This is a genomic window from Roseibium hamelinense, assembly GCF_007830545.1.
In the GTDB taxonomy this organism is placed as follows: Bacteria; Pseudomonadota; Alphaproteobacteria; order Rhizobiales; family Stappiaceae; genus Roseibium; species Roseibium hamelinense.
This window is the reverse complement of record NZ_VLLF01000004.1, coordinates 292103-316887: the sequence shown is the minus strand read 5'-3', so window position 1 is coordinate 316887 and position 24785 is coordinate 292103. Positions and strand designations below refer to the sequence as shown.

General features: G+C 55.7%; 21 protein-coding genes and 1 riboswitch. Of the genes, 10 read left to right on the top strand and 11 right to left on the bottom strand.

Annotation, left to right across the window (positions count from 1 at the left end; all coding sequences use genetic code 11):
• Nucleotides 1-105: 105 nt before the first annotated feature.
• Nucleotides 106-591: a bacterioferritin gene (gene bfr / locus JM93_RS10750; protein WP_145343146.1), complete on the top strand. Its 486-nt coding sequence runs from the start codon at nucleotides 106-108 to the stop codon at nucleotides 589-591.
• A 68-nt stretch (nucleotides 592-659) separates the two neighbouring features.
• Here the strand turns inward: bfr and JM93_RS10745 are convergent, their stop codons facing one another.
• Nucleotides 660-2219: an AMP nucleosidase gene (locus tag JM93_RS10745; RefSeq protein ID WP_145343144.1), complete on the bottom strand. Its 1560-nt coding sequence runs from the start codon at nucleotides 2217-2219 to the stop codon at nucleotides 660-662.
• A 194-nt stretch (nucleotides 2220-2413) separates the two neighbouring features.
• Between JM93_RS10745 and JM93_RS10740 the strand changes: the two genes are divergently transcribed.
• The 3 genes from JM93_RS10740 (at nucleotide 2414) to JM93_RS10730 (ending at nucleotide 5605) form a co-directional block, all read left to right on the top strand.
• Nucleotides 2414-3211: a transporter substrate-binding domain-containing protein gene (locus JM93_RS10740; RefSeq protein WP_145343142.1), complete on the top strand. Its 798-nt coding sequence runs from the start codon at nucleotides 2414-2416 to the stop codon at nucleotides 3209-3211.
• Between the two features lie 92 nt (nucleotides 3212-3303).
• Nucleotides 3304-4095 carry an amino acid ABC transporter permease gene (locus JM93_RS10735; protein WP_145343139.1) on the top strand — a complete coding sequence of 264 codons (792 nt, stop codon included), beginning with the start codon at nucleotides 3304-3306 and terminating at the stop codon, nucleotides 4093-4095.
• 391 nt (nucleotides 4096-4486) lie between these two features.
• Entirely contained in the window at nucleotides 4487-5605 is a 1119-nt protein-coding gene (locus tag JM93_RS10730; RefSeq protein WP_425280821.1) for a site-specific DNA-methyltransferase, read from the top strand.
• Between the two features lie 67 nt (nucleotides 5606-5672).
• Here the strand turns inward: JM93_RS10730 and tyrS are convergent, their stop codons facing one another.
• Together tyrS and JM93_RS10720 are read right to left on the bottom strand one after the other, a co-directional pair.
• On the bottom strand, nucleotides 5673-6953 hold the full coding sequence (gene tyrS / locus JM93_RS10725; RefSeq protein WP_145343135.1) for a tyrosine--tRNA ligase: 1281 nt from the start codon (nucleotides 6951-6953) through the stop codon (nucleotides 5673-5675).
• 231 nt (nucleotides 6954-7184) lie between these two features.
• The gene (locus JM93_RS10720; RefSeq protein ID WP_145343132.1) at nucleotides 7185-9233 is read right to left on the bottom strand and encodes a VWA domain-containing protein; all 2049 of its coding nucleotides are present in this window, start codon (nucleotides 9231-9233) and stop codon (nucleotides 7185-7187) included.
• A gap of 614 nt (nucleotides 9234-9847) precedes the next feature.
• Here JM93_RS10720 and JM93_RS10715 point away from each other — a divergent pair.
• The gene (locus tag JM93_RS10715) at nucleotides 9848-10720 is read left to right on the top strand and encodes a LysR family transcriptional regulator (protein ID WP_145343129.1); all 873 of its coding nucleotides are present in this window, start codon (nucleotides 9848-9850) and stop codon (nucleotides 10718-10720) included.
• Between the two features lie 290 nt (nucleotides 10721-11010).
• A complete protein-coding gene (locus JM93_RS10710; RefSeq protein ID WP_145343127.1) occupies nucleotides 11011-11658 on the top strand; it encodes a hypothetical protein in 648 nt (215 codons plus the stop codon).
• Between the two features lie 67 nt (nucleotides 11659-11725).
• On the opposite strand, the gene gcvPB is transcribed toward JM93_RS10710, so the two are convergent.
• The 6 genes from gcvPB to JM93_RS10680 all read right to left on the bottom strand — a co-directional run bounded on the left by gcvPB (nucleotide 11726) and on the right by JM93_RS10680 (nucleotide 17660).
• On the bottom strand, nucleotides 11726-13318 hold the full coding sequence (gene gcvPB / locus JM93_RS10705) for an aminomethyl-transferring glycine dehydrogenase subunit GcvPB (RefSeq protein WP_145343125.1): 1593 nt from the start codon (nucleotides 13316-13318) through the stop codon (nucleotides 11726-11728).
• Entirely contained in the window at nucleotides 13315-14661 is a 1347-nt protein-coding gene (gene gcvPA / locus JM93_RS10700; protein WP_145343123.1) for an aminomethyl-transferring glycine dehydrogenase subunit GcvPA, read from the bottom strand. The genes gcvPB and gcvPA overlap by 4 nt, the downstream gene beginning before the upstream one ends.
• Entirely contained in the window at nucleotides 14661-15161 is a 501-nt protein-coding gene (locus tag JM93_RS10695) for an OsmC family protein (RefSeq protein ID WP_145343121.1), read from the bottom strand. Before JM93_RS10695 ends, gcvPA begins: the two co-directional genes overlap by 1 nt.
• Nucleotides 15162-15163: 2 nt before the next feature.
• On the bottom strand, nucleotides 15164-15535 hold the full coding sequence (gene gcvH / locus JM93_RS10690) for a glycine cleavage system protein GcvH (RefSeq protein ID WP_145343119.1): 372 nt from the start codon (nucleotides 15533-15535) through the stop codon (nucleotides 15164-15166).
• 23 nt (nucleotides 15536-15558) lie between these two features.
• Entirely contained in the window at nucleotides 15559-16710 is a 1152-nt protein-coding gene (gene gcvT, locus JM93_RS10685; RefSeq protein WP_145343117.1) for a glycine cleavage system aminomethyltransferase GcvT, read from the bottom strand.
• A 153-nt stretch (nucleotides 16711-16863) separates the two neighbouring features.
• Nucleotides 16864-16956, bottom strand: a riboswitch (glycine riboswitch).
• 113 nt (nucleotides 16957-17069) lie between these two features.
• Nucleotides 17070-17660 (bottom strand): hypothetical protein, encoded by a 591-nt coding sequence (locus tag JM93_RS10680; protein ID WP_208995088.1) that lies wholly within the window; start codon nucleotides 17658-17660, stop codon nucleotides 17070-17072.
• 151 nt (nucleotides 17661-17811) lie between these two features.
• Here JM93_RS10680 and ispH point away from each other — a divergent pair, with 151 nt between their 5' ends.
• The 4 genes from ispH to JM93_RS10660 are packed head-to-tail and all read left to right on the top strand — an operon-like array spanning nucleotide 17812 to nucleotide 21185.
• Nucleotides 17812-18810: a 4-hydroxy-3-methylbut-2-enyl diphosphate reductase gene (gene ispH, locus JM93_RS10675; RefSeq protein WP_145343114.1), complete on the top strand. Its 999-nt coding sequence runs from the start codon at nucleotides 17812-17814 to the stop codon at nucleotides 18808-18810.
• A gap of 4 nt (nucleotides 18811-18814) precedes the next feature.
• Nucleotides 18815-19780, top strand: coding sequence for a homoserine kinase (locus JM93_RS10670; protein ID WP_145343112.1), 966 nt, complete (start codon nucleotides 18815-18817; stop codon nucleotides 19778-19780).
• Entirely contained in the window at nucleotides 19777-20250 is a 474-nt protein-coding gene (rnhA, locus tag JM93_RS10665) for a ribonuclease HI (RefSeq protein ID WP_145343110.1), read from the top strand. The genes JM93_RS10670 and rnhA overlap by 4 nt, the downstream gene beginning before the upstream one ends.
• Nucleotides 20251-20255: 5 nt before the next feature.
• Nucleotides 20256-21185 carry a diacylglycerol/lipid kinase family protein gene (locus JM93_RS10660; protein WP_145343320.1) on the top strand — a complete coding sequence of 310 codons (930 nt, stop codon included), beginning with the start codon at nucleotides 20256-20258 and terminating at the stop codon, nucleotides 21183-21185.
• Between the two features lie 16 nt (nucleotides 21186-21201).
• Here JM93_RS10660 and JM93_RS10655 read toward each other — a convergent pair whose 3' ends face one another.
• Complete coding sequence (locus tag JM93_RS10655) at nucleotides 21202-24099, bottom strand: EAL domain-containing protein (RefSeq protein ID WP_145343108.1); 2898 nt, start codon at nucleotides 24097-24099, stop codon at nucleotides 21202-21204.
• Between the two features lie 46 nt (nucleotides 24100-24145).
• On the bottom strand, nucleotides 24146-24784 hold the full coding sequence (locus tag JM93_RS10650; protein ID WP_145343106.1) for a GNAT family N-acetyltransferase: 639 nt from the start codon (nucleotides 24782-24784) through the stop codon (nucleotides 24146-24148).
• Between the last annotated feature and the right edge of the window lies 1 nt (nucleotide 24785).

Sequence of the window (24785 nt, the reverse complement as noted above, 5' to 3'; positions counted from 1 at the left end):
TTTTGTTAGACAAAAAGGTGTTCGAAGGCTCCGGTAGGGGCTGGACCTTTAGAGTAGAATAATTCTAAAGTGCGCGCAGCTGACCCCACAAGGAGATCGAGTGCCATGAAAGGCAATGAAAAGGTTATCGAGCGACTGAATGAAGCGCTGTTTCTCGAGCTTGGTGCCATCAACCAGTACTGGCTGCATTACAGGCTTCTCGACGACTGGGGCTTCACCCGCCTTGCCAAAAAGGAGCGTATGGAATCCATAGAGGAGATGGAACACGCTGACAAAATTACGACCAGGATCATCTTTCTGGAAGGGCATCCAAACATGCAGAAGGTGGCCCCGCTGCGGATAGGGCAAAATGTCAAAGAAGTTTTGGAATGCGATCTCGCAGGCGAACACGACGCCCGTGCATCCTATTCAAAGTCCCGCGAAATCTGCCGTGAAGAAGGCGACTACGTCTCCATGCAGCTATTCGAAGCCCTCCTGGAGGACGAGGAAGGTCACATCGACTTTCTGGAAACCCAGCTTGAGCTGCTGGAGCGTATCGGCGAAGAGCGCTACGGACTGCTTCAGGCTTCACCGGCTGATGAAGCCGAATAGGTCGTTTTCGAACTGAAATATAAACCGCGGATCGAACGTCCGCGGTTTTTTTCTATGACGCGAGCGCGTTATTGAAACGCGGTCTCGGCGAAGCTGCGCAACTTGCGGGAATGCAGCCTGTCGCTCGGCATGTCCCGCAGTTTTTCAAGAGCCCGGATTCCGATTTCCAGATGCTGGGCAACCTGACGCTTATAGAAGTCAGTCGCCATGCCTGGCAGCTTCAGCTCACCATGTAACGGCTTGTCGGAAACGCAGAGCAACGTTCCATAGGGAACGCGGAAGCGAAAACCGTTTGCAGCAATGGTTGCGGATTCCATGTCCAATGCAATGGCCCGTGATTGCGAAAAGCGCTGCACCAGACCCTGTTGGTCCCAAAGCTCCCAGTTCCGGTTGTCAATCGAGGCAACGGTCCCAGTGCGCATCACCTTCTTCAACTCATAGCCATCGAAGCCGGTGATTTCGCCAACGGCCTCTTCCAGGGCAACCTGTACTTCGGCCAGAGGCGGGATCGGAACCCAAGTCGGCAGATCCTGGTTTAGCACATTGTCCTCGCGGACATAGCCGTGGGCAAGCACGTAATCACCGAGCGTCTGGCTGTTGCGAAGGCCCGCACAGTGCCCAAGCATCAGCCAGGCATGCGGCCGCAGAACGGCTATGTGATCGGTGATTGTTTTAGCATTGGACGGACCCACTCCAATATTGACCATGGTGATCCCACCGTGATCTTTTCGCTTCAAGTGATAGGCTGGCATTTGCGGGAGTTTTGGCGGCTCAACACCTTCAGAGGGTTCAGTTTTGCCCGCTTGAGTGACAAGGTTTCCCGGCTCAACAAACGCTTCGTAGCCACTGTCTGGGTTCGCCAGAAGCTCCCGCGACATGCGGCAGAACTCGTCAATGTAGAATTGGTAGTTCGTGAAAAGCACAAAGTTCTGAAAATGCCCGGCCGCGGTCGCCGTATAATGCTGCAGCCGGTGCAGGGAATAGTCGACCCGCGGTGCGGTAAATGAGGCGAGCGGCAAAACACCATTTGCCGGCTCATAGGTACCGTTCGCGATCGCATCGTCCATCACTGACAGGTCAGGCAAATCGAAATAATCCGCAAGCGGCTGTTCCATGCTGGCCGCCGCCGCACCGCCCTCAACATGAGTGCCATCGTAAAACGCGAAATGCAGCGGGATAGGCATGTCCGAATCGCCAATCAGCACGGGGACATCGTGGTTGCGCATCAACAACGCGATCTGTGCCTCTAAATACTCCTTAAATAGGTCCGGCCGAGTGATCGTCGTCGCATGAGATCCCGGCCTCGAGACAAACCCGTAGGAAAGACGGCTGTCGAGCCGAGCGTGGCTTTCGGTGTGGATCTGAACTTGGGGATAGAATGCGCGGTGGCGGACGTTGGTATCCTCACCGGAGATCACGGCCTGAAATGCGTCCCGCAAATATTTGGTATTGGCTTCGAAAATCTCGATCAGCCGCTCCACCGCTGCTTGTGAGTCTGTAAAAGGCTCCAACACATGCTCGGGGGCATATACGGTCGGACGCGACGATTGGCGGGCAAAAAAGTTGGAAGTCGTTTTCAATGAATTTCTCCTTATTTTTGTTGTTAACCGGCCAATGTCGTCATTCATGTTGCAAGCGTCAATAGATGCGGCGGATTTTACGAATTAATTTTCAGCAAGGATTATTTTTTCAGTGGCCCGACAGCCAGTTTCGTCAGCGCCCCGGCCACGGCTGCAGCGTTGCATCAAGTTGGGCACTCGTATAAGCCCGGGATACGTCGGTTTTATGAGCCAATTCACAGTTTCGACGGGAGTATTCTTTCATGACATCACGCTTTGCCACGCTTACAGGAATTGTATCTGTATTGATGCTCGCCACGCCAACCATGGCAACAGGCCTGCCGGACCTTGAAGGGCGCGAAGTTGTTGTTGTGACAGAAAACGCCTACCCTCCATTGCAGTTTGTCGATCCCAAATCGGGCGATGCCATTGGCTGGGAATACGACGCCATGTCAGAAATTGCCAACCGGTTGAACTTCAAAATCTCGTACGAAAATATCAGTTGGGACGCGATGATCCCGGCCGTTTCCCGAGGCGAATACGAAGTCGGCATGACCGGCATCACCATCCGCGAGGACCGGGCAAAACAGGTCGATTTCTCCGATCCCTATATGCGCTCTCAGATGTATATGCTGGTCGGTGCAGATGAGGACAGATTCGACACGGCGGAAGAATTTGCAGCCGACGAACACCTCTTGATAGGCGCACAGCCAGGAACTACCCCGTTTTATGTCGGCGTCTATGAAGTGCTTGATGGCAATGAGGCCAATCCACGCATAAAACTGTTTGAAACCATCGGAACTGCCATTCAAGCCCTGCGGGCTGGCGATGTTGATATGGTCCTAACCGACAGCACTGGTGGCAAGGGCTACGTTGCGGCCTACCCCGACACGTTCAAGCTGACCGGTAACCCTCTCGGCACTGAAGACTTTGGCTTCATCTTCCCGAGAGGCTCTGACCTCGTAGGGCCCATCAATGCCGCGATCGCGGATATGAAATCTGACGGTACGATCGACAAACTGGATCAGAAGTGGTTCGTCGATTACAGCTTTAGCCGATAGCCGCCGGCATTGAGGAGGAAGCTTAAAAGCTGGCCAACTCATCGCCAGCTTTGCGGCCAACACTTGATTTTGCGCTGGATGGCGACCCGATCATGACACGCGAAAACAGCAAGAACGACTTTCCATACTGGTTGGTCGCAGCCGGGCTTATCGCCGGGTATTTTTTCTACCAGATCGCGGCAAATGAGCTGTACAGCCAAGTGATGGCAACCGTTTCAAAGGGTGTCGGCATAACCATCTTCGTCACGCTGGTTGGTTTTTTGTCCGCATCGATCATGGGCCTGTTACTCGCCGTCGCATCGCTTTCGCGTTTTCTGGTGATCAGGCAATGCGCAAGATTCTATATCGAAATCATTCGTGGCCTTCCGATCCTTGTGCTGTTGCTATACATCGCCTTTGTCGGAACGCCGATCCTCATTGAAGCTGTAAATCTTGTTATTGCACCCTTAGGGTTTGACACCCTGCGGACCCGCGATTTCCCTTTGATCTGGCGAGCAATAACAGCCCTGGCGATCGGTTATTCGGCGTTCATTGCAGAAGTGTTCCGCGCGGGTATTCAAGCCGTCGACAAAGGTCAGATTGAAGCGGCGGAAGCTCTTGGCATGGGACCGTGGCTGCGCTTCCGGCTGATTGTCTTTCCCCAGGCCTTGCGCACCATCCTGCCGCCGCTCGGAAATGACTTCATAGCCATGATCAAGGACAGCTCGCTGGTGTCTGTCTTGGGCGTCGCTGATCTCACACAATTGGGCAAAATCTATGCATCCGGTTCATTTCGGTTTCTCGAGACCTACAATGTCGTTGCGCTGCTTTATCTTGTGATGACAATTTCACTGTCCCTGATGCTCAGGCGATTCGAACGTAAAACGGCTCCCCTTGAACGTTAGATGCGGGCCAGCAAGCAAATCACCTGCCGCTCAAAAGCATCTGTTCGCAATCGCATCCGCAGCGCCAATGATAGATTTTTCTCGCAAATCTGATCAGGCGATGAGCTCGCACTCGGCGCGCCGCAAAAAAGTTTTGGCAGTCGGAAACATCATTGCTTAACAGTCTTGAATCAACTTCCGGTCGCAGTGCATTGGAAATCTGCAGAATTCCGCGCTTTTTTCTGAGGTCGTGAAATTAATCTCTTGTAAAGCTTTTACCAACGTAAACAAACTATTGAATCTTTTGAAATTTTTCATTTAGTGACTTAACTCCTGATTTACCAAACCCGGTAACCATGACACTCGAAATTGCGTGAGGTATTGCGTCGCAATGAGAGTACTGCGTACCGGGGTGTCCGCCGTGGCACCCCTTCCCCCTTCGGAGCTTCAGGCCCAGCAAGCCTGGCTCAACACGATCATAAAGGGCGACTGTGTAGCCGCCTTGGAAAAGCTGCCGTCCAAGTCCGTGGACCTGGTGTTCGCAGACCCGCCTTACAATCTTCAGCTCGGCGGCGATCTGCACCGGCCCGACCATTCAAAGGTCGATGCCTGCGACGATCACTGGGACCAGTTCGCCAGTTTCGAAGCCTATGACGCATTTACGCGAGCCTGGTTGCTTGCCGTAAGGCGGGTTATGAAACCGGACGGATCGCTGTATGTTATTGGATCGTATCACAACATCTTTAGAGTGGGAGCGATCCTTCAGGATCTCGGCTTCTGGATCATGAATGATATTATCTGGCTGAAGTCGAATCCGATGCCGAATTTCCGGGGCAAGCGTTTCACAAACGCCCACGAAACGATCATCTGGGCGACAAAGTCGAAAGATGCCAAGCCGACGTTCAACTACGATGCATTGAAGACGTTTAACGACGATCTGCAAATGCGCTCGGACTGGCACTTGCCACTGTGTACCGGCGCTGAACGTCTCAAGGATGACGGGGGCCAAAAGGTGCACCCGACGCAAAAGCCTGAATCGTTGCTTTATCGCGTGCTGACGGCCTCATCCAAGCCGGGTGATGTGGTGTTGGATCCGTTTTTCGGGACCGGCACAACTGGCGCTGTAGCCAAAAAGCTTGGCCGAAACTATGTCGGAGTTGAGCGCGAACAAGCTTATATCGATGCCGCTGAAGCGCGGATCGGCGAAATAGAGACAGGCGATGCGTCGACCCTTGAAATGCAAAAGGGCAAACGCAGCGAAAGGCGCATTCCATTCGGGTCCCTCTTGGAAACCGGCGTTCTGAAGCCGGGAGCCAAGCTGACCTGCTCGAAAGGCCGCTACTACGCAATTGTCCGCGCGGATGGCTCTTTGAAGTCCGGAGACCATACCGGTTCAATCCACAAGGTCGGCGCCCTCGTTCAGGGCCAGCAGGCCTGCAACGGCTGGACGTTTTGGCATATCGACACCGGTCAAGTCCGCAAGCCGATTGACGACTTGCGTCAGGAAATCAGATCCCGCCTGCACACATAAGCAGGTTGGCCTCGCGATCCCCGCGAACCTCTATTCCCCGGTCAGGCAACTCGACCGGGGATTTTTTTTAATCAAAAGCGATCAATGCCTTGCGCCGTTTACCGACGGCGAGCGCCAGACGTTCTTTGGCCAGTAGGTCGCCACTTGCAATCCGTCTGCGCGGATCCTCAACAACGATACCGTTCAACCGCACCCCACCAGCTTCGACCAACCGTCTCGCCTCGCCGTTTGACCCTGCGAAGCCTGCAGCAACAACGAGCTCAAGCAGACCAAGACCTTCTGCAAGCTGAGCAATGTCCATGCGGTGTGTCGGTTCCGCCAATTCCTGCCCCCCGGCGAACAAGGCATCGCCTTGTTCAAGCGCCGCGCGGGCATCCTCCGGGCCATGAACGATGTTTGTCACCTGGGTGGCCAGAATCTTCTTAGCCTCATTGAGCTCCGCACCTTGAAGCGTTGAAAGCCTGTCGACTTCGCTGATGGGCAAATCCGTGAACAAGCGAAGGAACCTGGGAACATCGGCATCGGCTGTGTTGCGCCAGAACTGCCAGAATCCAAACGGCGACAAGTGCTCCGGATGCAGCCAAACTGCTCCGGCTGCCGTCTTGCCCATTTTAGATCCGTTTGCCGTGGTCAAAAGCGGCACCGTGAGCCCAAAAAGCTGACGTCCGTCGCCCTTACGGCCGAGCTCGACACCATTGACGATATTGCCCCATTGGTCAGACCCGCCAATCTGCAATGTACAATCATGCCGGCGTGAAAGTTCCAAGAAATCAACAGCCTGAAGCATCATGTAGCAGAATTCCAAAACCGTCAGTGGAACATGCGCATCGAGCCGGGACTTGACGCTGTCGAACGACATCATCCGGTTGACGGTGAACTGGGATCCATAATCACGCAAAAACTCCAGGAACTTGAACTCGTTCAGCCACTCCGCGTTGTCGACCAACAAAGCGCCATCCTGACCGCTCATATCGACCAGCCGTTCGACCGAGCGCCTGATTCCAGCAATGTTGGCTGCGATTTGCTGCTGCTCCAAAAGTGGCCGTGCTTCATTTCGAAAACTTGGATCGCCGACTTGACTGGTCCCACCGCCCAAAACCACGATTGGCCGGTGACCCAAGCGCTGTAGCCAGCGTAGAGTCATCAAAGGCATGAGATGCCCGACATGCAGACTGCCCGCAGTCGCATCAAAGCCAGCGTAAGCGGTGACCGGCCCTTCAGACAATTTCGTGTCGAGCGCTTCAAGATCGGTGCATTGGTTGATCAGGCCCCTTTCCAGCAGCACTTGCACCGCTTCGGATTTGAGTTTGGTCGCCGGCTTTCCGGCTTCGATCATATGATGAGACATGTTCGGCTTCCTGGGTCTTTCGGGAGTTCCCGCCAGGTAGCCGGTCATCTAGTAACCAAAAAGCCGCCTGACGCGGCGGCTTTTGAGGTTTGATTTGTCAGAGCAAGATCCTACGCAGCCGCCGGTATGTCGGTGACGTAATAAAAATACACGAAGATTGCGGGCGCCTTGGTCATGCCATGTTAGATGCGCGAGCGCTGGGCCGATGTCAAGCAGAAAACCGCGAACGCCTCATTGCACCGTCAGCGGCTGGCTGTGAAGGACCGCCCGGTTCTCGCCATTATAGTAGCGCAGCTCAAATGCTCCGGCATCATTCGGCGCAACGACCTCCACGGTTTTTGCATCCAGATCCCCGCTGGAAAGCCGCCGTTCGAAGACAACCTTGCCTTCGCCGCCCCGGGCTTGCGGGTCGAACAGCTGCACACTGTCATAACGCGCACCCGGACCGGACCATGTGACTTGAAACCGCGTCTGCGTTTCAACACTTTCGGGAGCATCGAACCCGATGTTGATTGGCACGATGATCAAGGGCTGCGTGAACAGAACCTGGCGATTGTCGCCGTTGTAGTACCGCAGTTCATACGGTCCCGGTTTAACCGGTGTCGCCAGCGACGCCTTGTTGTTATCAAAGTCATCATTTTGCAGGCGTTTTTCATGGATCACCCTGCCCTCGCCACCGCGCGCCGCCGGGTCGTAAATCTGGACGCTGTCATAGCGGGCACCCGGTCCCTCCCAGACAACCGTCAACCGTTTTCCCTGACCAATTTCAGATGGTGCCTCCAGGCCGACTTGCAGCGCCATGACTTCAATCGGGACGCTGGCAAGGACAGCCCGGTTATCCCCGTTGTAATACCGCAGTTCGTAAGTTCCCGCTTCGACAGGGCCCGGCACAGTTGCCTGCTGGTTGTCAAAGTCGTCGTTGCGCAGTCGCTTTTCATGAAGAACCTTGTTTGTCGCTGGATCAACCAATTGGACAGAGTCATAGCGGGCTCCCGGCCCCGTCCAATCGATGGTGATCGGGCGCCCGGCTTCGGCAGCTTCTGCCGCAGTCAGCGAGATCGGCGCGTCGATAATCTCGAGAGGCCTGGTTGCCAGCACAGTGCGGTCTTCCCCGGCATAGTAACGCAGCTCGTAGGTGCCCGTTTCGGCCGGGGTTGGAAGGGTTGCCTTGCGGTTCTCATAATCGTCATTTTGAAGACGCTTTTCATGGAGCGGCTTGGTCCCGCCCGGCTTGATCAGCTGAACGCTGTCATATCTTCCGCCAGGGCCGATCCATTCCACAGTGACTGGCCGCGCCATCGCGATCTGGTCCGGCGCAAAAAGCGCAACATCGGCGGGTGTGACCGTTATGGGCACAGAGGCCAGCACGTCCCGCGCCGTCCCGCTGTAGTAGCGCAGCTCGTAATCACCGGGCTCTGAAACAACCGCCATGGTCACCTGATTGTCATCCGGATCTCCACTCAAGACGGACTTTGATCTGAGCCGTTTTCCTTCTCCGCCAAGCGCTTGCGGGTCGAACAGCTGAATCAGATCATAACGCTCACCCGGGCCTTCCCAGCTAATGTCAATCTGTGCTCCGATCGAAACTTCGGAAGGCGCTTCAAGCGATGCTTCCGGTAGAGGTTCTGGATCTTCCGCCGGTGTTTCGGGCGCCGGGTTTGCAATTGGTTCAACTGTTGCTGTCAAGGCGCTGCTCAGCTCGGAGGCGTTGCTTGCCTGAATGTAGAGCCCGCCGGTGTTTTCTGCGAGGCAGGCAACCTGGCGGCCCTCTTCTTCACTTAACCCGAAGCCAATGACATGCGCGGTGAAATTGACGCCAAGTTTGGCAAGCTCCTGGCCCAGTGCGCAAGGGTCCGCATTACAGGTTTCGATGCCATCTGTGACCAGAACCACGGTTGCCTTGTCTTCGGTGAATTTGAGCGTATCAGCGGCCTGGCGTACCGCCGCTGACAAGGGAGTCTTGCCCTTCGGATTGATCTTTGTTGCGGCAGACAAGATGTCACCAGCCGTGCCGAGACCGGGCGGAACGATCAATTCGATATCGCTGCATTTGCCCTTTTCCCGGTGCCCATAAGCCAGAAGCCCCAGCTCCAGATCTTCCGGAAGGGTGGTCAGCACTTCGGACATCGCGTCGCGGGCGATCTCGATCTTGGTGCGCCCGTCGATCTGCCCCCACATGGAGCCGGATCCGTCAAACACGATGGCAGCACGGTCCGCCGCCATAAGAGGGGTTCCCAAAAAGACCGCACACACGGTACCAAAAATGCATGATCGAAACATGTTCACTCCGTCACTCAAGCCCACGGACGCAGCGTAAGCTTGTCATATGACAACACGAACGCAAACTGAAAACGCCTGCCCGGACCAAGATCCGGGCGGGCGTTTCGTACTCCTAGAAACCAATCAGCCTGTCAGCGAGCGCGGTTAACATCGGGACGCTCAGGATCGCGAGCGGCGTTCCAAGGCCGGCCGATGCACCGATTTAGCCAGACGGGTTAGCCCCTGGCAGAGCTGCCAAAATGCTCGAGGGCCCGGACATGTCCGAGCTGGTGGCCGCCATCAGCGCAAGCAGGCCAGCCCCGAAGCCTGGCAGTCCGTGCAAGATCGGGCCTGCCAGAACGCAAATCAAAATGGCATGAGCAACCTTTTTTCAGCCGCGAGGTCCCGGAGCAGACCAATGTGCCCATGACCAGAATCAGGATCGAGAGGCGCCTCGGAACAGCGGCTCGCAAAGGCACTCATAAATCGCCTCCGGCCAGGCTAGAAAGCCGATCCCAATGCCGAGATGCAAGGCCGAAATGCACAGGCTCTCTAGTTTTGATAAATATAACTATTATGTTTTTTTGTTCTATTTTATAGAACTAATATCCGCTAGTGAGATCTGAGGCTGTCCGATGGACAATCTGAACTACCATCATTTGCGCTATTTCCGCGAAGTCGCTCATGACGGCAATCTCACGCGCACGGCCGAGCGGGTCAACCTCGCGCAATCTGCACTCTCAACACAAATCAAGCAGTTGGAACAGCGCCTTGGCTTCCAGCTCTTCCAGCGGGAGGGCCGGAAACTGATCTTGACCGAAGTCGGTCGCATCGTACTGGATCACGCAGACCGAATTTTCAGGACCGGCGAAAAAATGCTCGCCACCTTAAACCGGTCCAGCCACGAACTGGCGCCCATTCGTATAGGGGCGATGTCCAACCTGTCGCGAAATTTTCAATTACAGTTCTTGCGTCCGGTACTGGCAGCAAAAAATGTCGATGTCGTGTTGAAATCCGGCAGCCCATCGCTGCTCTTGGAAGACCTAAAGTCCTTGGCACTGGATGTTGTCCTAACGACCGAACCGCCGGACCGGAGTACTGCCGGAGAGTTCACAGCCCACCGAATCGCGGATCAACCGGTGTCCATTCACGGCACACCTCAAAGGCTCTCCCATGGCAGCCTGCGGGCACTTTTGGCCAATGAACCCTTGGTTATCCCAACCGAAAACTCGATCAGGACCGGCTTCGACAGCCTGGTTGCCCGCCTCGACGTGACACCTCGTATCGCGGCCGAAGTAGACGACATGGCGATGGTCCGGCTTCTGGCACGTGAAGACATTGGACTTGCAATTGCCCCCTCCGTCGTGCTGGCCGATGAGATTGCATCGGGTCGTCTCCAGACAGCACCCTTTGATCTTAAAATTATCGAAAGCTTTTATGCCGTCACCACCCCGCGCAGCTTTCCGCACCCGGTCCTGAGAGATTTGCTCGCAGACAGGGCGGAATGAAGGGACATTTTTTGGGCCCGAGATTTCAAGCGGAAGTCTTTTCATCTACGAATCGGACGGTCGGGCTTTATTCGCGGCAGCCATTGTGGCAACCCGTCAGGTTATCAGCCGGCCACCTCATCCAGTCAGGACAACTCATGGGTCTGTTCCGTTCAATTGCCAATGCTGTGCTCCAGCCCGTTGGGTACAGCTTGATCAAAAATGCGAAGACACAAAAAACTCACCGCGGAAACATTTATAAATATGCATCGGCGCTGAACCGCGAACTATATTCGAAGATTGGAAACAGAGTGAAGCACGGCTCTTTTCAAAACGCCGCGTTTGTTCTGGAAGACAACCCGAATATCGGAGCGGATTATGTTGCAAAAGCCCTAGGTGAGTATGAAAGGGAAATCTACCCAGCGATCTTGGACGGCGTCGCCCGCAAGCCTAGTGGTGTCATCAATGTCGGGACGTCCGACGGCTTCTACTTGATCGGCCTGCAGAAGCTCCTGCCGAACACGCCTCTCATTGGGTATGAGGTCAACGACAAACCGCGCGAAACATGTGCGAAGTTGCTCAATGACTGGTCAAATGCGGTCTTAAAAGGCGCTGCCGATTCTCAATCGCTGACAGACGATCTTGAGGCCTACCCGGACGCATTGGTCATTATGGATATAGAAGGCCATGAGACATTTCTACTCGGCGTCCCCCAGACAACGCTCAAAGACGCGTCCTTCGTCATCGAACTGCACGAGCAATCGGTGCCAGGCATAACCGAACGGCTTGTGTCTTACCTCACCCCAACCCATCAGGTCGAGGTGGTAGAACAAAGCGGGCGCAATCCTTACAAACACAACGAACTCTCTGAGTTTGACAGTTCAGAGAAGTTTCTTTTCCTATGCGAATTCCGCGGCTCCGAACAAACATGGTTAGTGGCAAAACCTAAAGCCGCTTAGTGGTTTCGTATGGAAAAACGCCAGGTTAACCCCGGCGTTCATCTCGCTATCGCGCCTGATCGCTTGATTACTCCGCAGCAACTGGCGTTACCTCTGCCGGTTCCGGCATGGTCCATTTCAGGACAGGCTTGCGGGCTGCACCGGTTTCATCAAGTCGACGCCGTGGAGCCAAGTAAGGCGCGCCGGAGAACCGTTCGGACTCGCCACGCTGCGCGCTCATCACAAGATCCCGCATGGTTGCAATGAATAGATCAAGCGACGCCCGGCTCTCCGATTCTGTCGGCTCGATCAGCATCGCGCCATGCACCACCAGCGGGAAGTACATGGTCATTGGGTGATAACCTTCATCGATCATCGCTTTGGCGAAATCGAGCGTTGTGACACCGGTGTTTTTCAGGAAGCTATCGTCGAACAGGACCTCGTGCATACATGGACGCTCGCCATACGGCAAAGTCATCAAGTCCTGCAGGCCAACGCGGACGTAGTTCGCATTGAGGACAGCGTCTTCCGAGGCCTGCCGCAATCCGTCCGAGCCGTGGCTCTGCATGTACGCGAGTGCCCTCACATACATTCCCATCTGACCGTGAAACGCGGTCATCCGGCCAAATGGCCGCTCGCCGTCATAAACAGCCGCTTCGGTCTCGACCAGGTCCAGCCCATCCACTGTTTTGCGGATAAATGGCAGCGGTGCGAAGGGCGCAAGACGTTCGGACAAGACCACCGGACCGGAGCCCGGTCCGCCACCGCCATGCGGGGTTGAGAAGGTCTTGTGCAGATTGATGTGCATAGCATCAACCCCAAGATCGCCCGGGCGCGCTTTGCCAACAATGGCATTGAAGTTGGCACCATCACAGTAGAAGTAGCCGCCCGCCGCATGGATCAGATCCGCGATCTCCATGATATCGCGCTCGAACAATCCGCATGTGTTGGGATTGGTCAGCATAATGCCCGCAATGTTGCCGTCATGCTTGGCGATGGTTTCCTTTAACGCCTGAAGTGCGACTGTGCCGTCGTCCTTTGCGGCAATGGCAACAACCTTGTACCCCAATAGCGCGGCCGTTGCCGGATTGGTGCCATGGGCACTTTCGGGAACAAGAACAATTTCAGGCGAACGGCCTGCAGCAGTATGCGCCGCCTTGATCGCCATCATCCCACACAGTTCGCCGTGAGCGCCTGCTTTTGGACTCATGGCAACCGCTTCAGTGCCGGTCATCACCATAAGCCAATGAGCCAACTCGTCGATCAGTTCCAGCGCACCTGGAACCGTGGAGACAGGCTGAAGCGGATGAATGTCGCCGAAGCCCGGCAACCGCGCCATTTTTTCATTGAGGCGCGGGTTATGCTTCATGGTGCAGGAACCGAGCGGATAAAGCCCCGAATCGATTGCATAGTTGTTGCGCGAAAGACGCACGAAGTGACGCATGGCCTCGGGCTCAGCGAGGCCGGGCAGATTGATTGAGGCGGTCCGCTTGTGACTGCCAAGTTCGAACTCGAGATCGTCCGGCTCGTCCAGATCAACGCCGGATGTTTCCAACCCGCCAAATTCGAAAATCAGCGGTTCTTCCATGTCGAGCCCGCGATTGCCGGTAAAAGTTTTCGGGCGGAAACGCTCGCCTGCTTCGCCCGGCGCAGTTGGACGACCTTGGGTGTTCATGCTCATGCCAGCAACTCCTTCAACGCGGACGCAAAGGCCGCGCGGTCTTCGTCTGTGTTGACTTCGGTCGAGGCCACGACCAGCAGACTTTCAAGCTCGGGCTTTCCAGGCTCTAGTCGCGAAACGGGAACACCGCCGAGGATGCCTTTTTCTGCAAGCGCTTCGACAATCGCATGCGCCGGTTTGGCAAGCCTGATTGTAAATTCATTGAAGTAGGCGTCGTTGAGCACCTCGACGCCTGGCACGGCAACGAGCGCCTTTTTCAACTTCACAGCATTGCCGTGATTGATCCGCGCCAATTTGGTCAGCCCGCTTTGGCCGAGCAGCGCCATATGGACCGTGAAAGCGAGGCAGCACAGACCGGAATTGGTACAGATGTTTGACGTAGCCTTGTCGCGGCGAATGTGCTGCTCGCGCGTCGAAAGGGTCAGCACGAACCCGCGTTTTCCTTCCGCATCAACGGTTTCGCCACACAGCCGTCCGGGCATCTGGCGGATGTACTTTTGTTTTGTGGCAAAAAGTCCGACATATGGCCCGCCAAAGTTCAGACCATTTCCAATCGACTGACCCTCACCGACAACAATATCCGCGCCCTGGGTTCCAGGTGGCTCGATGAGGCCAAGAGAGACTACTTCCGTGAACACGGCGATCAGCAATGCGCCCTTCTCATGAGCTTTTTCTGCAATCGGTTTCAGATCAATCAGCTGACCGTAGAAAGACGGCGACTGGACCACCACGCACGACGTTTCATCATCAATTTGAGAGAGGATATCCTCAGTGCCCGCCGGATCCGCCGGTAGGCTGAAAACGGCATCATCCGCCATTTGCGACAAGCCATCCACAACGTCGCGGTATTGGGGATGAAGTCCGCCCGACAAAACAGCTTTTTTGCGTTTGGTAATGCGGTGCGCCATCAAAACCGCTTCGCCCGTCCCGGTCGAGCCGTCATACATGGACGCATTGGCCACATCCATACCGGTCAAATGCGCAACCTGAGTCTGGAACTCAAACAGATATTGCAGCGTGCCTTGCGTGATTTCAGGTTGGTAAGGCGTGTAGGATGTCAGAAACTCCGAGCGCTGAATCAAATGACCAACAGTCGCTGGAACGTGGTGTTTGTAGGCTCCGGCGCCCACAAAAAACGGGACAGAGCTGGCCGTTGTGTTCTTGGCGGCTAGTGCCGACAATTGCCGTTCGACCTGCATTTCGCTGGCCCGGCGCGGCAGGTCCATGAGGTCGTTCAATCGGGCCTTATCCGGAATGTCCGCGAAAAGCGCGTCAATCGAATTGACGCCAACTCGCGCCAGCATGTCCGTGCGGTCGGTTTCACTCAAAGGAAGGTAGCGCATCAAGCTGCTCCCGGTTTAGGTGCGACAAGGCGGACCGGCTGCGGCTCCACCTTGATCTCGCTAATGACAGAATTGGCGATGAAACAAAGTTCGTGCGCCATTTTGTGCAGATCTTCTACAAAGGCTAGATCAGGTGCTGCCAACGCGCAGACCGTCATCTTCGGCCTCAAGGTCACTTCGGTGATTGCCATCTTGCGTGGTGCGATCCGTGCCATAACGCCAGAAGCGCTGTCTTTGTACGCTTCGACCACCATTCCATTCTGACGGGCGAGATCGAGGACCCACAGCATATGGCAGGATGAAATGGCAGCGACAAACGCCTCTTCCGGATCGACCGCCGCCTCGACAGAATGCGGCAGAGGAACAACTGTTGGTGAGGCGGACGCCGGCACCTCCACACCGCCATCAAAGCGCCAGGTGTGTCCACGGGAATAGGCGTTGGCCGCAAAATCCCCGTCGCGGGTCCATCTGACGTCAGCAGTGTAGACGTGACTGGCCATGGTTATAGGGTATCCACGTAGGCCTTGTAGGCCGCCTCATCCATGAGCTCGGACAGCTGGTCCGGATTGCCGACCTTCATTTTGATAAACCACGCAGCCCCTTCCGGGTCTTCGTTAACTTTAGCCGGCTCGTCCGCAAGCACGGTGTTCGCTTCTGTCACCTCACCGTCGATCGGCGCATAGACCTCACTGGCCGCCTTGACCGACTCCACAACGGCAGCTTCATCGCCCTGGGACACAGTTTTGCCGGCGTCCGGCAGTTCGACATAGACCACATCGCCAAGCTGCTCTTGGGCATAGGTGGTGATTCCAACAGTAGCAATATCGCCTTCAACAGCGATCCACTCGTGGTCTTTGGAATAGTAGGTTGTCATGATGATGTCCGCCTTTGAAGGTGTCAGGATTTCGGTTTGCGATAGTAGCGGTGCGGGACGAAGGGCATGTCGGCAACGACGGCCGGCAGCTCGCGTCCGCGAACCATAAGACTGAGTTTTGTGCCGGGATCAGCATGGGATGCCGCCACATAGCCCATGGCAATGGGCGCACCGACGGTCGGCGCGAAGCCACCTGATGTCACGGTTCCGACCGGCTGACCGCCAGGTAGACAGATTTCGGCACCTTCACGTGCCGGTGCCTTGCCTTCAAGCCGCAGGCCAACCCGCAAACGCCCCGGCCCATCTGTTAGTTCTTCCTGGATGCGGGCCGCGCCCGGAAAACCACCTTCCTCTCGGCGGCGCTTTTGCACGCAAAAGGTAATCGCACCCTCGGTCGGCGATGTTGTCTCATCAATGTCATGACCGTAAAGGCAAAGGCCGGCTTCCAGCCGCAGGCTGTCTCGGGCCCCAAGGCCGATGGCCTCGACCCGGTCGTCGGCAAGAAGCGCACGGGCAATTGCTTCGGCAGCGCCGCCAGGAACCGACATTTCGACCCCGTCCTCGCCGGTGTAGCCAGCGCGAGCAATGTGGCAGGCAATACCGTCGAACTCCATCGGCGCTGCTGACATGAACGCAAGATCAGCCGCGGCCGGAGCATGAGCGGCGACAGCGGCCACGGCTTCGGGCCCCTGAACGGCAATGAGAGCCCTGTCCTCAATCACGTGAAGTGTGATGTTCTCGGGCAGTTTGGCACGCAAATGCGTATAATCGATATGCTTTCGTGCGGCATTGACGACCAGCATGAGCCGGCCATCTTCCTCAGACGACACCGGGCGCGTGACCATGAGGTCATCAATGATGCCGCCTTCCTCGTTGAGCAAAACGGTGTAGCGTTGGCGACCTTGTCCAAGCTCGACGAAATTCGATGGCGTAAGTGCTTCCAGAGCTCTCGCCGTGGTTTCGTGGTCGGGGCCGACAAGAACAGCCTGACCCATGTGGGAGACATCAAACAGACCTGCTTTTTCGCGGGTATGCAAATGCTCCTTCATGATCCCCGGCTTATATTGCACAGGCATGGAGTAGCCAGCGAACGGCACCATTTTTGCGCCGAGTTCGCCATGGAGGTCGTAAAGCGGGGTTGTTTTCAGGTCTTCTACTGCTTCTGGGCTGGCCATGAAGGCTCCTTGAACTCGGGTTGCGCAGGTCGCGGATTGCTCCGCCTGCACCCCCTCTGTCCGAGTACCTGAGAGATTTCCCGCAACCTTCCGGCGCGGTTACTCCTTCGGTGAGCCTATTCCCAAACGGGAAAAACTGCTTTCCAGAGCGCTGTTTGTGCCGCGGTCCTTTTGCCTGAGAGTTTCCGGGGCGGTTGCTCCTTCGGCGCCAGGATCATTTCACCTGGCCTCTCCCGCGTTCACGATAACCCCCTACGAAAGGGAGCCGGCTTTCCGGGGGCGACCCGAAAAGTTGGCGGATTGTTGTCCGGCGCCGCAGAGTTGTCAATATGCGACATCATCGTCTCAAAAATTATCAGTTAGCGCCGCCGGCCTTCATCAAAACCAAATACAACTTTCATCTCCTGGTCGCGCGGCACAACAAATTTGTCTTCAATAAGCGTCCAGTTTTCCGCCGGAGCGCCGGCACCGATCGTTACCGGAACAGTCAGCAATTCGCTAATCAAGGGTTTTTCGTCGCCGGCTCCTGTGATGACCGCGACCCGGATCGGCAGGACAACCTCACCGCCTTTCCAAGCAGGTCCCGGTGTCACGCTACCCGAAAGTCCAAGCTTGATCCTGGTTTGGTCTGTGCTGTCTTTGGTACAGGACCGAGCCCAATCGCTAAGCGTTGCCTGATAGAGAAGGCCCTCAGGCTCGTTGTCCCGCCCACGCTCGTATTTCATTATCAGGTAGGTATTGGTCTGCAGTTGGATCGGCGGACAATAGACTGGAGTTGAAAAGGCATCGGGGTTGACTTCAATCGGCCCCTTGCCGCCGGAAATAACGTTACCTGCAAGTTCTGAGCTTGAACCACAAGCGGCCAAAGACAAACAACTCAGTGCTGCAACGGCAACAATTGCCTTTTTGAGAACGGGGGAACCCTGTGCAGCTATGCAAGCAAACATCATATTATCATCCATTACGATCGCCACGAGGCGCTGCTACATAGCAGGTGCAATTAATATTGGCGAGACTTGGGTGAAACCGAACTGACTTGTACCTTGACAGACAGGGGTCTGTGCCGGTTATTGCGGTACTATGACAAACAGCGGGATGAAGATGAACGACACGGCAGAGCAAAAGCCTAAACTCACTGTGCTTTTGTGTGCACCACGCGGGTTTTGTGCGGGTGTTGACCGCGCGATCCAGATTGTAGAGCTCGCACTCGAAAAATATGGTCGGCCTGTCTACGTGCGCCACGAAATCGTTCACAACAAATTTGTGGTCGACGGCCTGCGCGCTAAGGGCGCTGTGTTCGTTGAGGAGCTCGATGAAATCCCGCCCGAAGACCGCGAGCGGCCGGTCATTTTTTCGGCACATGGTGTTCCCAAATCGGTTCCCGCTGATGCCCAATCGCGCAACATGTTCTATTTGGATGCGACCTGTCCGCTGGTGTCCAAAGTCCATAAGGAAGCGGAAATACATCATCGGCGCGACCGCGAAATCCTGTTGATCGGTCATGCGGGACATCCCGAGGTGATCGGCACAATGGGACAACTTCCGGAAGGCAGCGTTTCCCTTATCGAGACTGAACAGGACGCTCTTAACTTCCAGCCGAAGAGCGGGCGTCAGCTGGCATTTATCACGCAGACAACTCTCTCGGTCGATGATACTGCAGGCATCGTGAATGTGTTGCGCGAACGGTTCCCAGACATCGTCGCACCGCATAAGGAAGACATCTGTTACGCAACAACCAACCGCCAGGAGGCAGTAAAGGCCGTTGCTCCCGAAGCGGATGCCATGATCGTAGTCGGGGCGCCGAATTCTTCCAATTCCCAACGGCTTCGGGAAGTTGCAGAGCGCGAAGGGTGCCGGGTATCGGATCTGGTGCAACGCGCCAGTGATATAGACTGGACTAAATTCGACGGGATCAAAACACTTGGATTGACTGCAGGCGCATCTGCACCGGAAACGCTCGTTGAAGAAATAATCGCCGCGTTTGCGGAACGTTTTCATGTGACAGTCGAAAGCGTGCGGACGGCAGAAGAGACCATCGCCTTCAATCTCCCGCGCGAATTGCGCGACAAAAGCGCCCAGCAACGCTCGGCGGCCGGATAACTCAATGGCAGTCTATACCGAGGTCACCGATGAACAGCTGAGTGCTTTCATCGACACCTATCCAATTGGCCAGTTGCTTTCTTTTAAAGGCATCGCGGAGGGCGTGGAGAACAGCAATTTTCTCGTCCATACGGAAACCGGCTACTTCATTCTGACACTCTATGAAAAGCGTGTCGCGCCCGAGGACTTGCCGTTTTTTCTTGGACTGATGGGACATTTGGCCGAGCGCGGACTGAATTGCCCCATCCCGGTGGAGAACAAATCAGGCGGTGTTCTTGGAGAGCTGGCGGGCCGACCGGCGGCCTTGATCAGCTTTTTGGACGGAATGTGGGTCAAACGCCCGGCAGCTGCGCATTGCGCCGCACTGGGCGAGGCCATGGCACAATTTCATCTGGCAGGTCAGGACTTTGAGCTCTCGCGTCCAAACACGTTATCTGTTGGCGGATGGCGGCCGCTTTTTGCTCAATGCAAAGATCAAGCAGATTCAGTCTACCCGGGACTTTCGGATATTATCACAGCAGAGCTCGAAACAATCGAAAAACACTGGCCCAAAAATTTGCCAAGTGGCGTGATTCATGCCGACCTATTCCCCGACAACGTATTCTTTCTGAATGACCGCCTCTCCGGCCTAATCGACTTTTACTTCGCCTGCAACGATGCCTTTGCCTACGACATAGCGATCTGCCTCAATGCTTGGTGTTTTGAAACCGACCTGTCTTTCAATGTTACCAAGGCAAGGGCCCTGTTAAACGGGTACGCATCTGTTCGGGCGCTTGAACCGGCGGAATACAATGCCCTTCCACTACTGGCGCGGGGATCGGCGCTGCGGTTCTTGCTCACCCGCCTCTACGATTGGCTCAGTGTGCCGGACGGCGCCCTCGTAACGCCGAAAGATCCAGTCGAGTATCTGAAGAAACTGCGGTTTCACCAAAGCGTGGAGACAGCAACAGCTTACGGCCTTGAAGCATGAGCACCGAAAACCGTGTCGTCATCTATACGGATGGAGCCTGTTCAGGAAACCCGGGGCCAGGAGGATGGGGTGTTATCCTGCGGTTCGGCAAACATGAAAAGGAGCTGTCAGGCGGCGAGCCCGTGACAACGAACAACCGGATGGAACTGACGGCCGCAATCAAAGCTTTGAACGCTCTGACCCGGCCTTGCGCGATCGATCTTTACACGGACAGCACCTATGTGCGCTCAGGTATTACGGAATGGTTGGGCGGCTGGAAGCGCAGGAATTGGAAGACAGCCAGCAACAAACCGGTGAAAAACGCCGAACTTTGGCAGGCGCTGGATGAAGCACGGGACCGGCACGACGTGACATGGCATTGGGTGAAAGGCCATGCCGGGCACCCGGACAACGAACGGGCGGACGCGCTGGCGCGCGAGGGCATGGAGCCTTTCAAGTCCGGACATGGCCATGGGGAGGCGTCATCTTGAAGCCCATGTTCAAGTCCGCCGCACTGCAAGACGATACGGCAGCAGGGCCGCAGACGGTTCAGGATGACAGGATCCTGATCATGGCCAATCCGACCTCAGGTGGCTACCGCCCGAGTGTTCTTGACGAAGTGCGCAAAAGACTATCGGCCGGTGGCAAAGACGTTTGCCTGCGGCTGACCCGGCACGCCGGTGAAATCGGTGAAGTCTGCGCGGACCCGTCCTTTGACGCTGGCGTGTTGGTGATCGCCGGCGGTGACGGGTCGATCAACGAGGCGCTCGCAGGTTTGCAATTTCGAAAGGCCCCACCAAAAATTGCCGTCATCCCGTCCGGGACCGCGAACGTGCTCGCGCTGGAACTCAAACTTCCCAAAAAAGCAAAGGCGATTGCCGATGCCATTTTAGAGGGCCGGACACAGCCGCTGCATGCTGGATTGGCAAATGATCATCCCTTTGTGCTCATGGCGTCGGCCGGATTCGATGCAGAAGTCGTTCATGGCATACCGCTGGCTTTGAAGCGCCGTTTGGGGAAGCTCGCCTATGTGCTGACCGCAATAAAAATCGGGCTCTCCCGGCAAACTTCGAACCTCCAATTGACCGTGGACGGAAACGTGCTTCATGGCAAACTCGCAGTTGCAACGAATGGAAGGCTGTACGGCGGACCGTTCGAGGTCGCCCCTGAAGCCTCCGTGACCCGTGAGGGTCTGCAACTCCTGGTCCTGGAAAAAGATGACCCCTTGTCGTCCATGAGATTTGGATTGGCCCTGCTTCTTGGGCGCGTCCACCGGGCGCGCGGTGTTCGCCTGGTGCCGTTTCAAGAAGCCGTGTTTGGATCCGATCGGCCAGTCGCCGTTCAAATCGACGGCGATCCATTCGGCGTGACACCGGTCACGGTGAGATCGTCAACCGGGCACCTCGAAATCATAGTACCACACTGACTATAATACAGCCGGCCTAGGCCGCAGTTTCCCGCTCAGACGCCATTTTACGCAGCAACTTGCTGGCGTCATCAGCTGACGTGGGCTCCCCGAAAAAGAACCCTTGAGCATATTCGCAGCCAAGCTGATACAGCTCGAGCGCATCCGCCTCGTTTTCTGCGCCTTCCGCGACCACGGACATGCCAAGATCCCGGCCCATTGCAACAATTGTGCGAAGCAGAACCGGACGGGAACTGCTACCGGAGGATTTTACGAATGACTGATCGATCTTGATTGTGTCGAACGGAAACCGCTGCAGATAAGATAACGAGGAGTGTCCCGTTCCAAAGTCGTCAAGTGACAGGCCGGCCCCGAGATTGCGCAAGCGTTCCAGCACCTTAGCCGAGTATTCCGGATTGGACATGATCAGCGATTCGGTAAGCTCCAGTTTGAGCGTTCCGGGAGCCAACGATGTGCGGGACAGAATAGCCTTCACATCGTTGATCAGATCGTGCTTCAACAGCTGCCGTGACGACAAATTCACCGACGCAAAAAGCGGTTGTTCGGAGGGCAATTCCTTCTGCCAGAAGGCGAGCTGGCCCGCCCCCTTGTCGAGCATGTACATGCCCAGTTCGTTGATCAGTCCGGATTGTTCGGCGATTGGGATGAACTCGGTCGGCGTGATCTTACCCCGCTTGGGATGGGTCCATCTGGCCAGGACTTCAAATCCGGCGATTGACTGGTCTTCAAGCCTGACGATCGGCTGGAACACAACGCCAAGTGTTTCCTTCCGAATCGCGTCCCGAAGATCGCTCTCAAGATCGACGATGTTCTTGCCAAGTGGGCGCAAGATCGGCCGGAACACTTCCTGCCTGTCACCGCCAAGCCGCTTTGCGTGATTGAGAGCAATCTCCGAATTTGCAAGCAGGTCCTCACCCGTCTGTTTTTCACCCTCATAGAGCGCGATACCGACCGAACAGGTCAGAAAGATCTCCCGGTCTCCAAAGGTGATGGGTGCGCGTACAGCCTTTCTTAAGCTGTCTGCGAGAGATACGATCTTGTCGGGCTCTTGCTCAGACAAGAGCACGAGGCCGTATTGGTCGCCGTTTACTCGAGACAACGCATCTTGCACCCCGATAAGCCGGCTGAGCCGTCGCGCAACGGTTAAAAGAATACTGTCACCAGCCGACAAGCCAATGCTGTCATTGACCTGTTTGAACCGATCAAGATTGATAACCAGAACGGTCGGCTTCGTGCTGCCATCGGCTTTGGCCTGTGCTAGTGCAGAGCGGAGCCGGTCCATGAACAGCTCGCGGTTTGGCAGCCCTGTCAGGTTGTCATGCACCGCGTCATGCAGAAGGCGCTCTTCAGCGGTGCGTTCTTCCGTTACATCTAGGAGCGTCCCAACACACCGGATAACCTCCGCATCAGAACCGATTATCGGACGTGCCCGTAACAAGAACCAACGGAAATGCCCATCTTCGGACCGGAGCCGGAAGGTTTGTGAGATCTTCCCCCGGCGCTGGTCGATGACTGCGTCCAGCGTGGCACGAAACCGGTCTCTGTCCTGGGGATGAAGGATATCAAGCCAGTCCCGGGCGGGACCATCGAGAGATCCGTGCTTGAGATTTAAAAGGTCTTCAACCTCATGCCCAGTGTAAATCCTGTCTCGGTCGACGTCCCAGTCCCAGATAATATCTCCTGCACCGGTTAGTGCCAAAGCACGGCGCTCAACATCCGAGATCAAGCCCTGAGCGATCGCGCCGCCCGCGAAAGCATGTTGCATGACCGTGAAACCGATCAGAAGCACGATCAGAACCAGCCCCCCGCCAAGAGCGGGCTGAACAATGTCGTTAGAAAGGGATCCGGTCACCGTCATGGCTGCTCCAATGACCCAAGCGATCAGCAGGAACCAGGTCGGGATCAACATGATCGCGCGGTCATACCCTTGCACCGCCAGTATGAGAATGGTGATCAGGCCAAGTACAGTAATCAATCCGAGGGACAGGCGGGCGATCCCGGCCGCAACAGACGGATCCCAAACGGCCACACCCAGTAGACCAAGCAGTAGGATCAAAGTCGTGAGGGCCAGGTGCGAATAATGGATATTCCAGCGGTTCAGATTCAAATAAGCATAGAGAAAAATGATCAGACTTGCTGCGAGCATCACCTCTGCACATGCCCGATAAAGCTGATCCTCGCCTTGGCCAACGTTCAAGACCAAGCTCCAAAACCCAAAATCGATGCATAAATAGGCGAGCACGGCCCAGGCAAGAGCCGCGGTTGCAGGAAACATCACCGTGCCTTTGACCACAAACAAGATTGTCAAAAACAGAGCTAGAAGACCAGATATCCCGAGAATGATACCTCGATAGAGTGTGTAGGCGTTGACGGTCTCTTTATAAGTGTCCGGCTCCCAGAGGCGCAGTTGAGGAAGTTCGCTTGTATTCAACTCGACAACGAATGTGACAACAGCGCCGGGGTCCAGCGTGATCAGGAAGACGTCGGCCTCGAGGCTTTTTTGCCGTTGCGGAGCTATGCCTTGGCTTGGAGTTATTGCTTCTATGCGCGAAGCGCCGAGGTCCGGCCAGAACAGTTGGGACCCCACGAGTTGAAAGAACGGGGCTACAAGCAGCCGGTCAATCTGTTCGTCGCTTGTGTTGGCAAGGGCAAAGACGGCCCAATCGGTGTTTTCTTCGTCTCGGGCGGGGACTTCGATCCGGCGCACAATCCCGTCCGGACCTGGCGCTGTGGAGACCTGAAGGCGGGATCCAGCGTCTGTATAAAGATCAATAGCATTCGTGAGATCGAGTGCTTCAATATCAAGGGGAACCGGGATCGGCTCAACCGCATGACTGGGCGTTGCGCAGGCAAACGCGATCAACAGCCAAATGACCGACAGGATCTGGGCGCCAACACCCTTTAATGTATGCATTTTCAACTTCAACATAACCCGAAGCACTACCGGGTTGAACGGCGTGTCACAAGAATTCTTTCAAATTGCCCCCGATTGTCATCGGAGCCGGATTTTTGCCAGCCGCATGATCTTCCGCCAAACAGGCAAGCAAAAGGTGGTCCTGCCAATAACCGTTTATCAGCAGGTAATTCCGGGCGTAGCCTTCGCGGACGAATCCGGCTTTTTCAAGAAGCCGCAAAGAAGGTGCATTGTGCGGCAAACAGGCAGCCTCAATACGATGAAGACCAAGTGCCTCAAAACAGAAGGGCTGGATCAACTCAACGGCTTTTGACATGAACCCACGCCCGGCGAAGGAAACGCCCATCCAATATCCGAGAGTGACAGATTGAGAAACGCCGCGACGAATATTTGAAAGCGTCAAACCGCCAAGCAAGTCGTCGGTTTCTGACTTGAACAGCAAGAAGGAGTGGCTCTTGCCGTCGCGGCGGTCGCGCGCATAACGCCGCAATCGCCGTCTAAATCCGGCTTTAGTCAGATCATCTTTGGGCCAGATCGGCTCCCAAGGTTTTAAAAACTCGCGGCTTTGCGAGCGCAAATCAGACCAGGCTTTGTAGTCCGCCATAACGGGATGTCGCAGGTAAACGCCCTGACCCTCTAGCCGTTGGTCGATGTCTTGGGTAATCGAAGGGCGCAGCAGCGACATG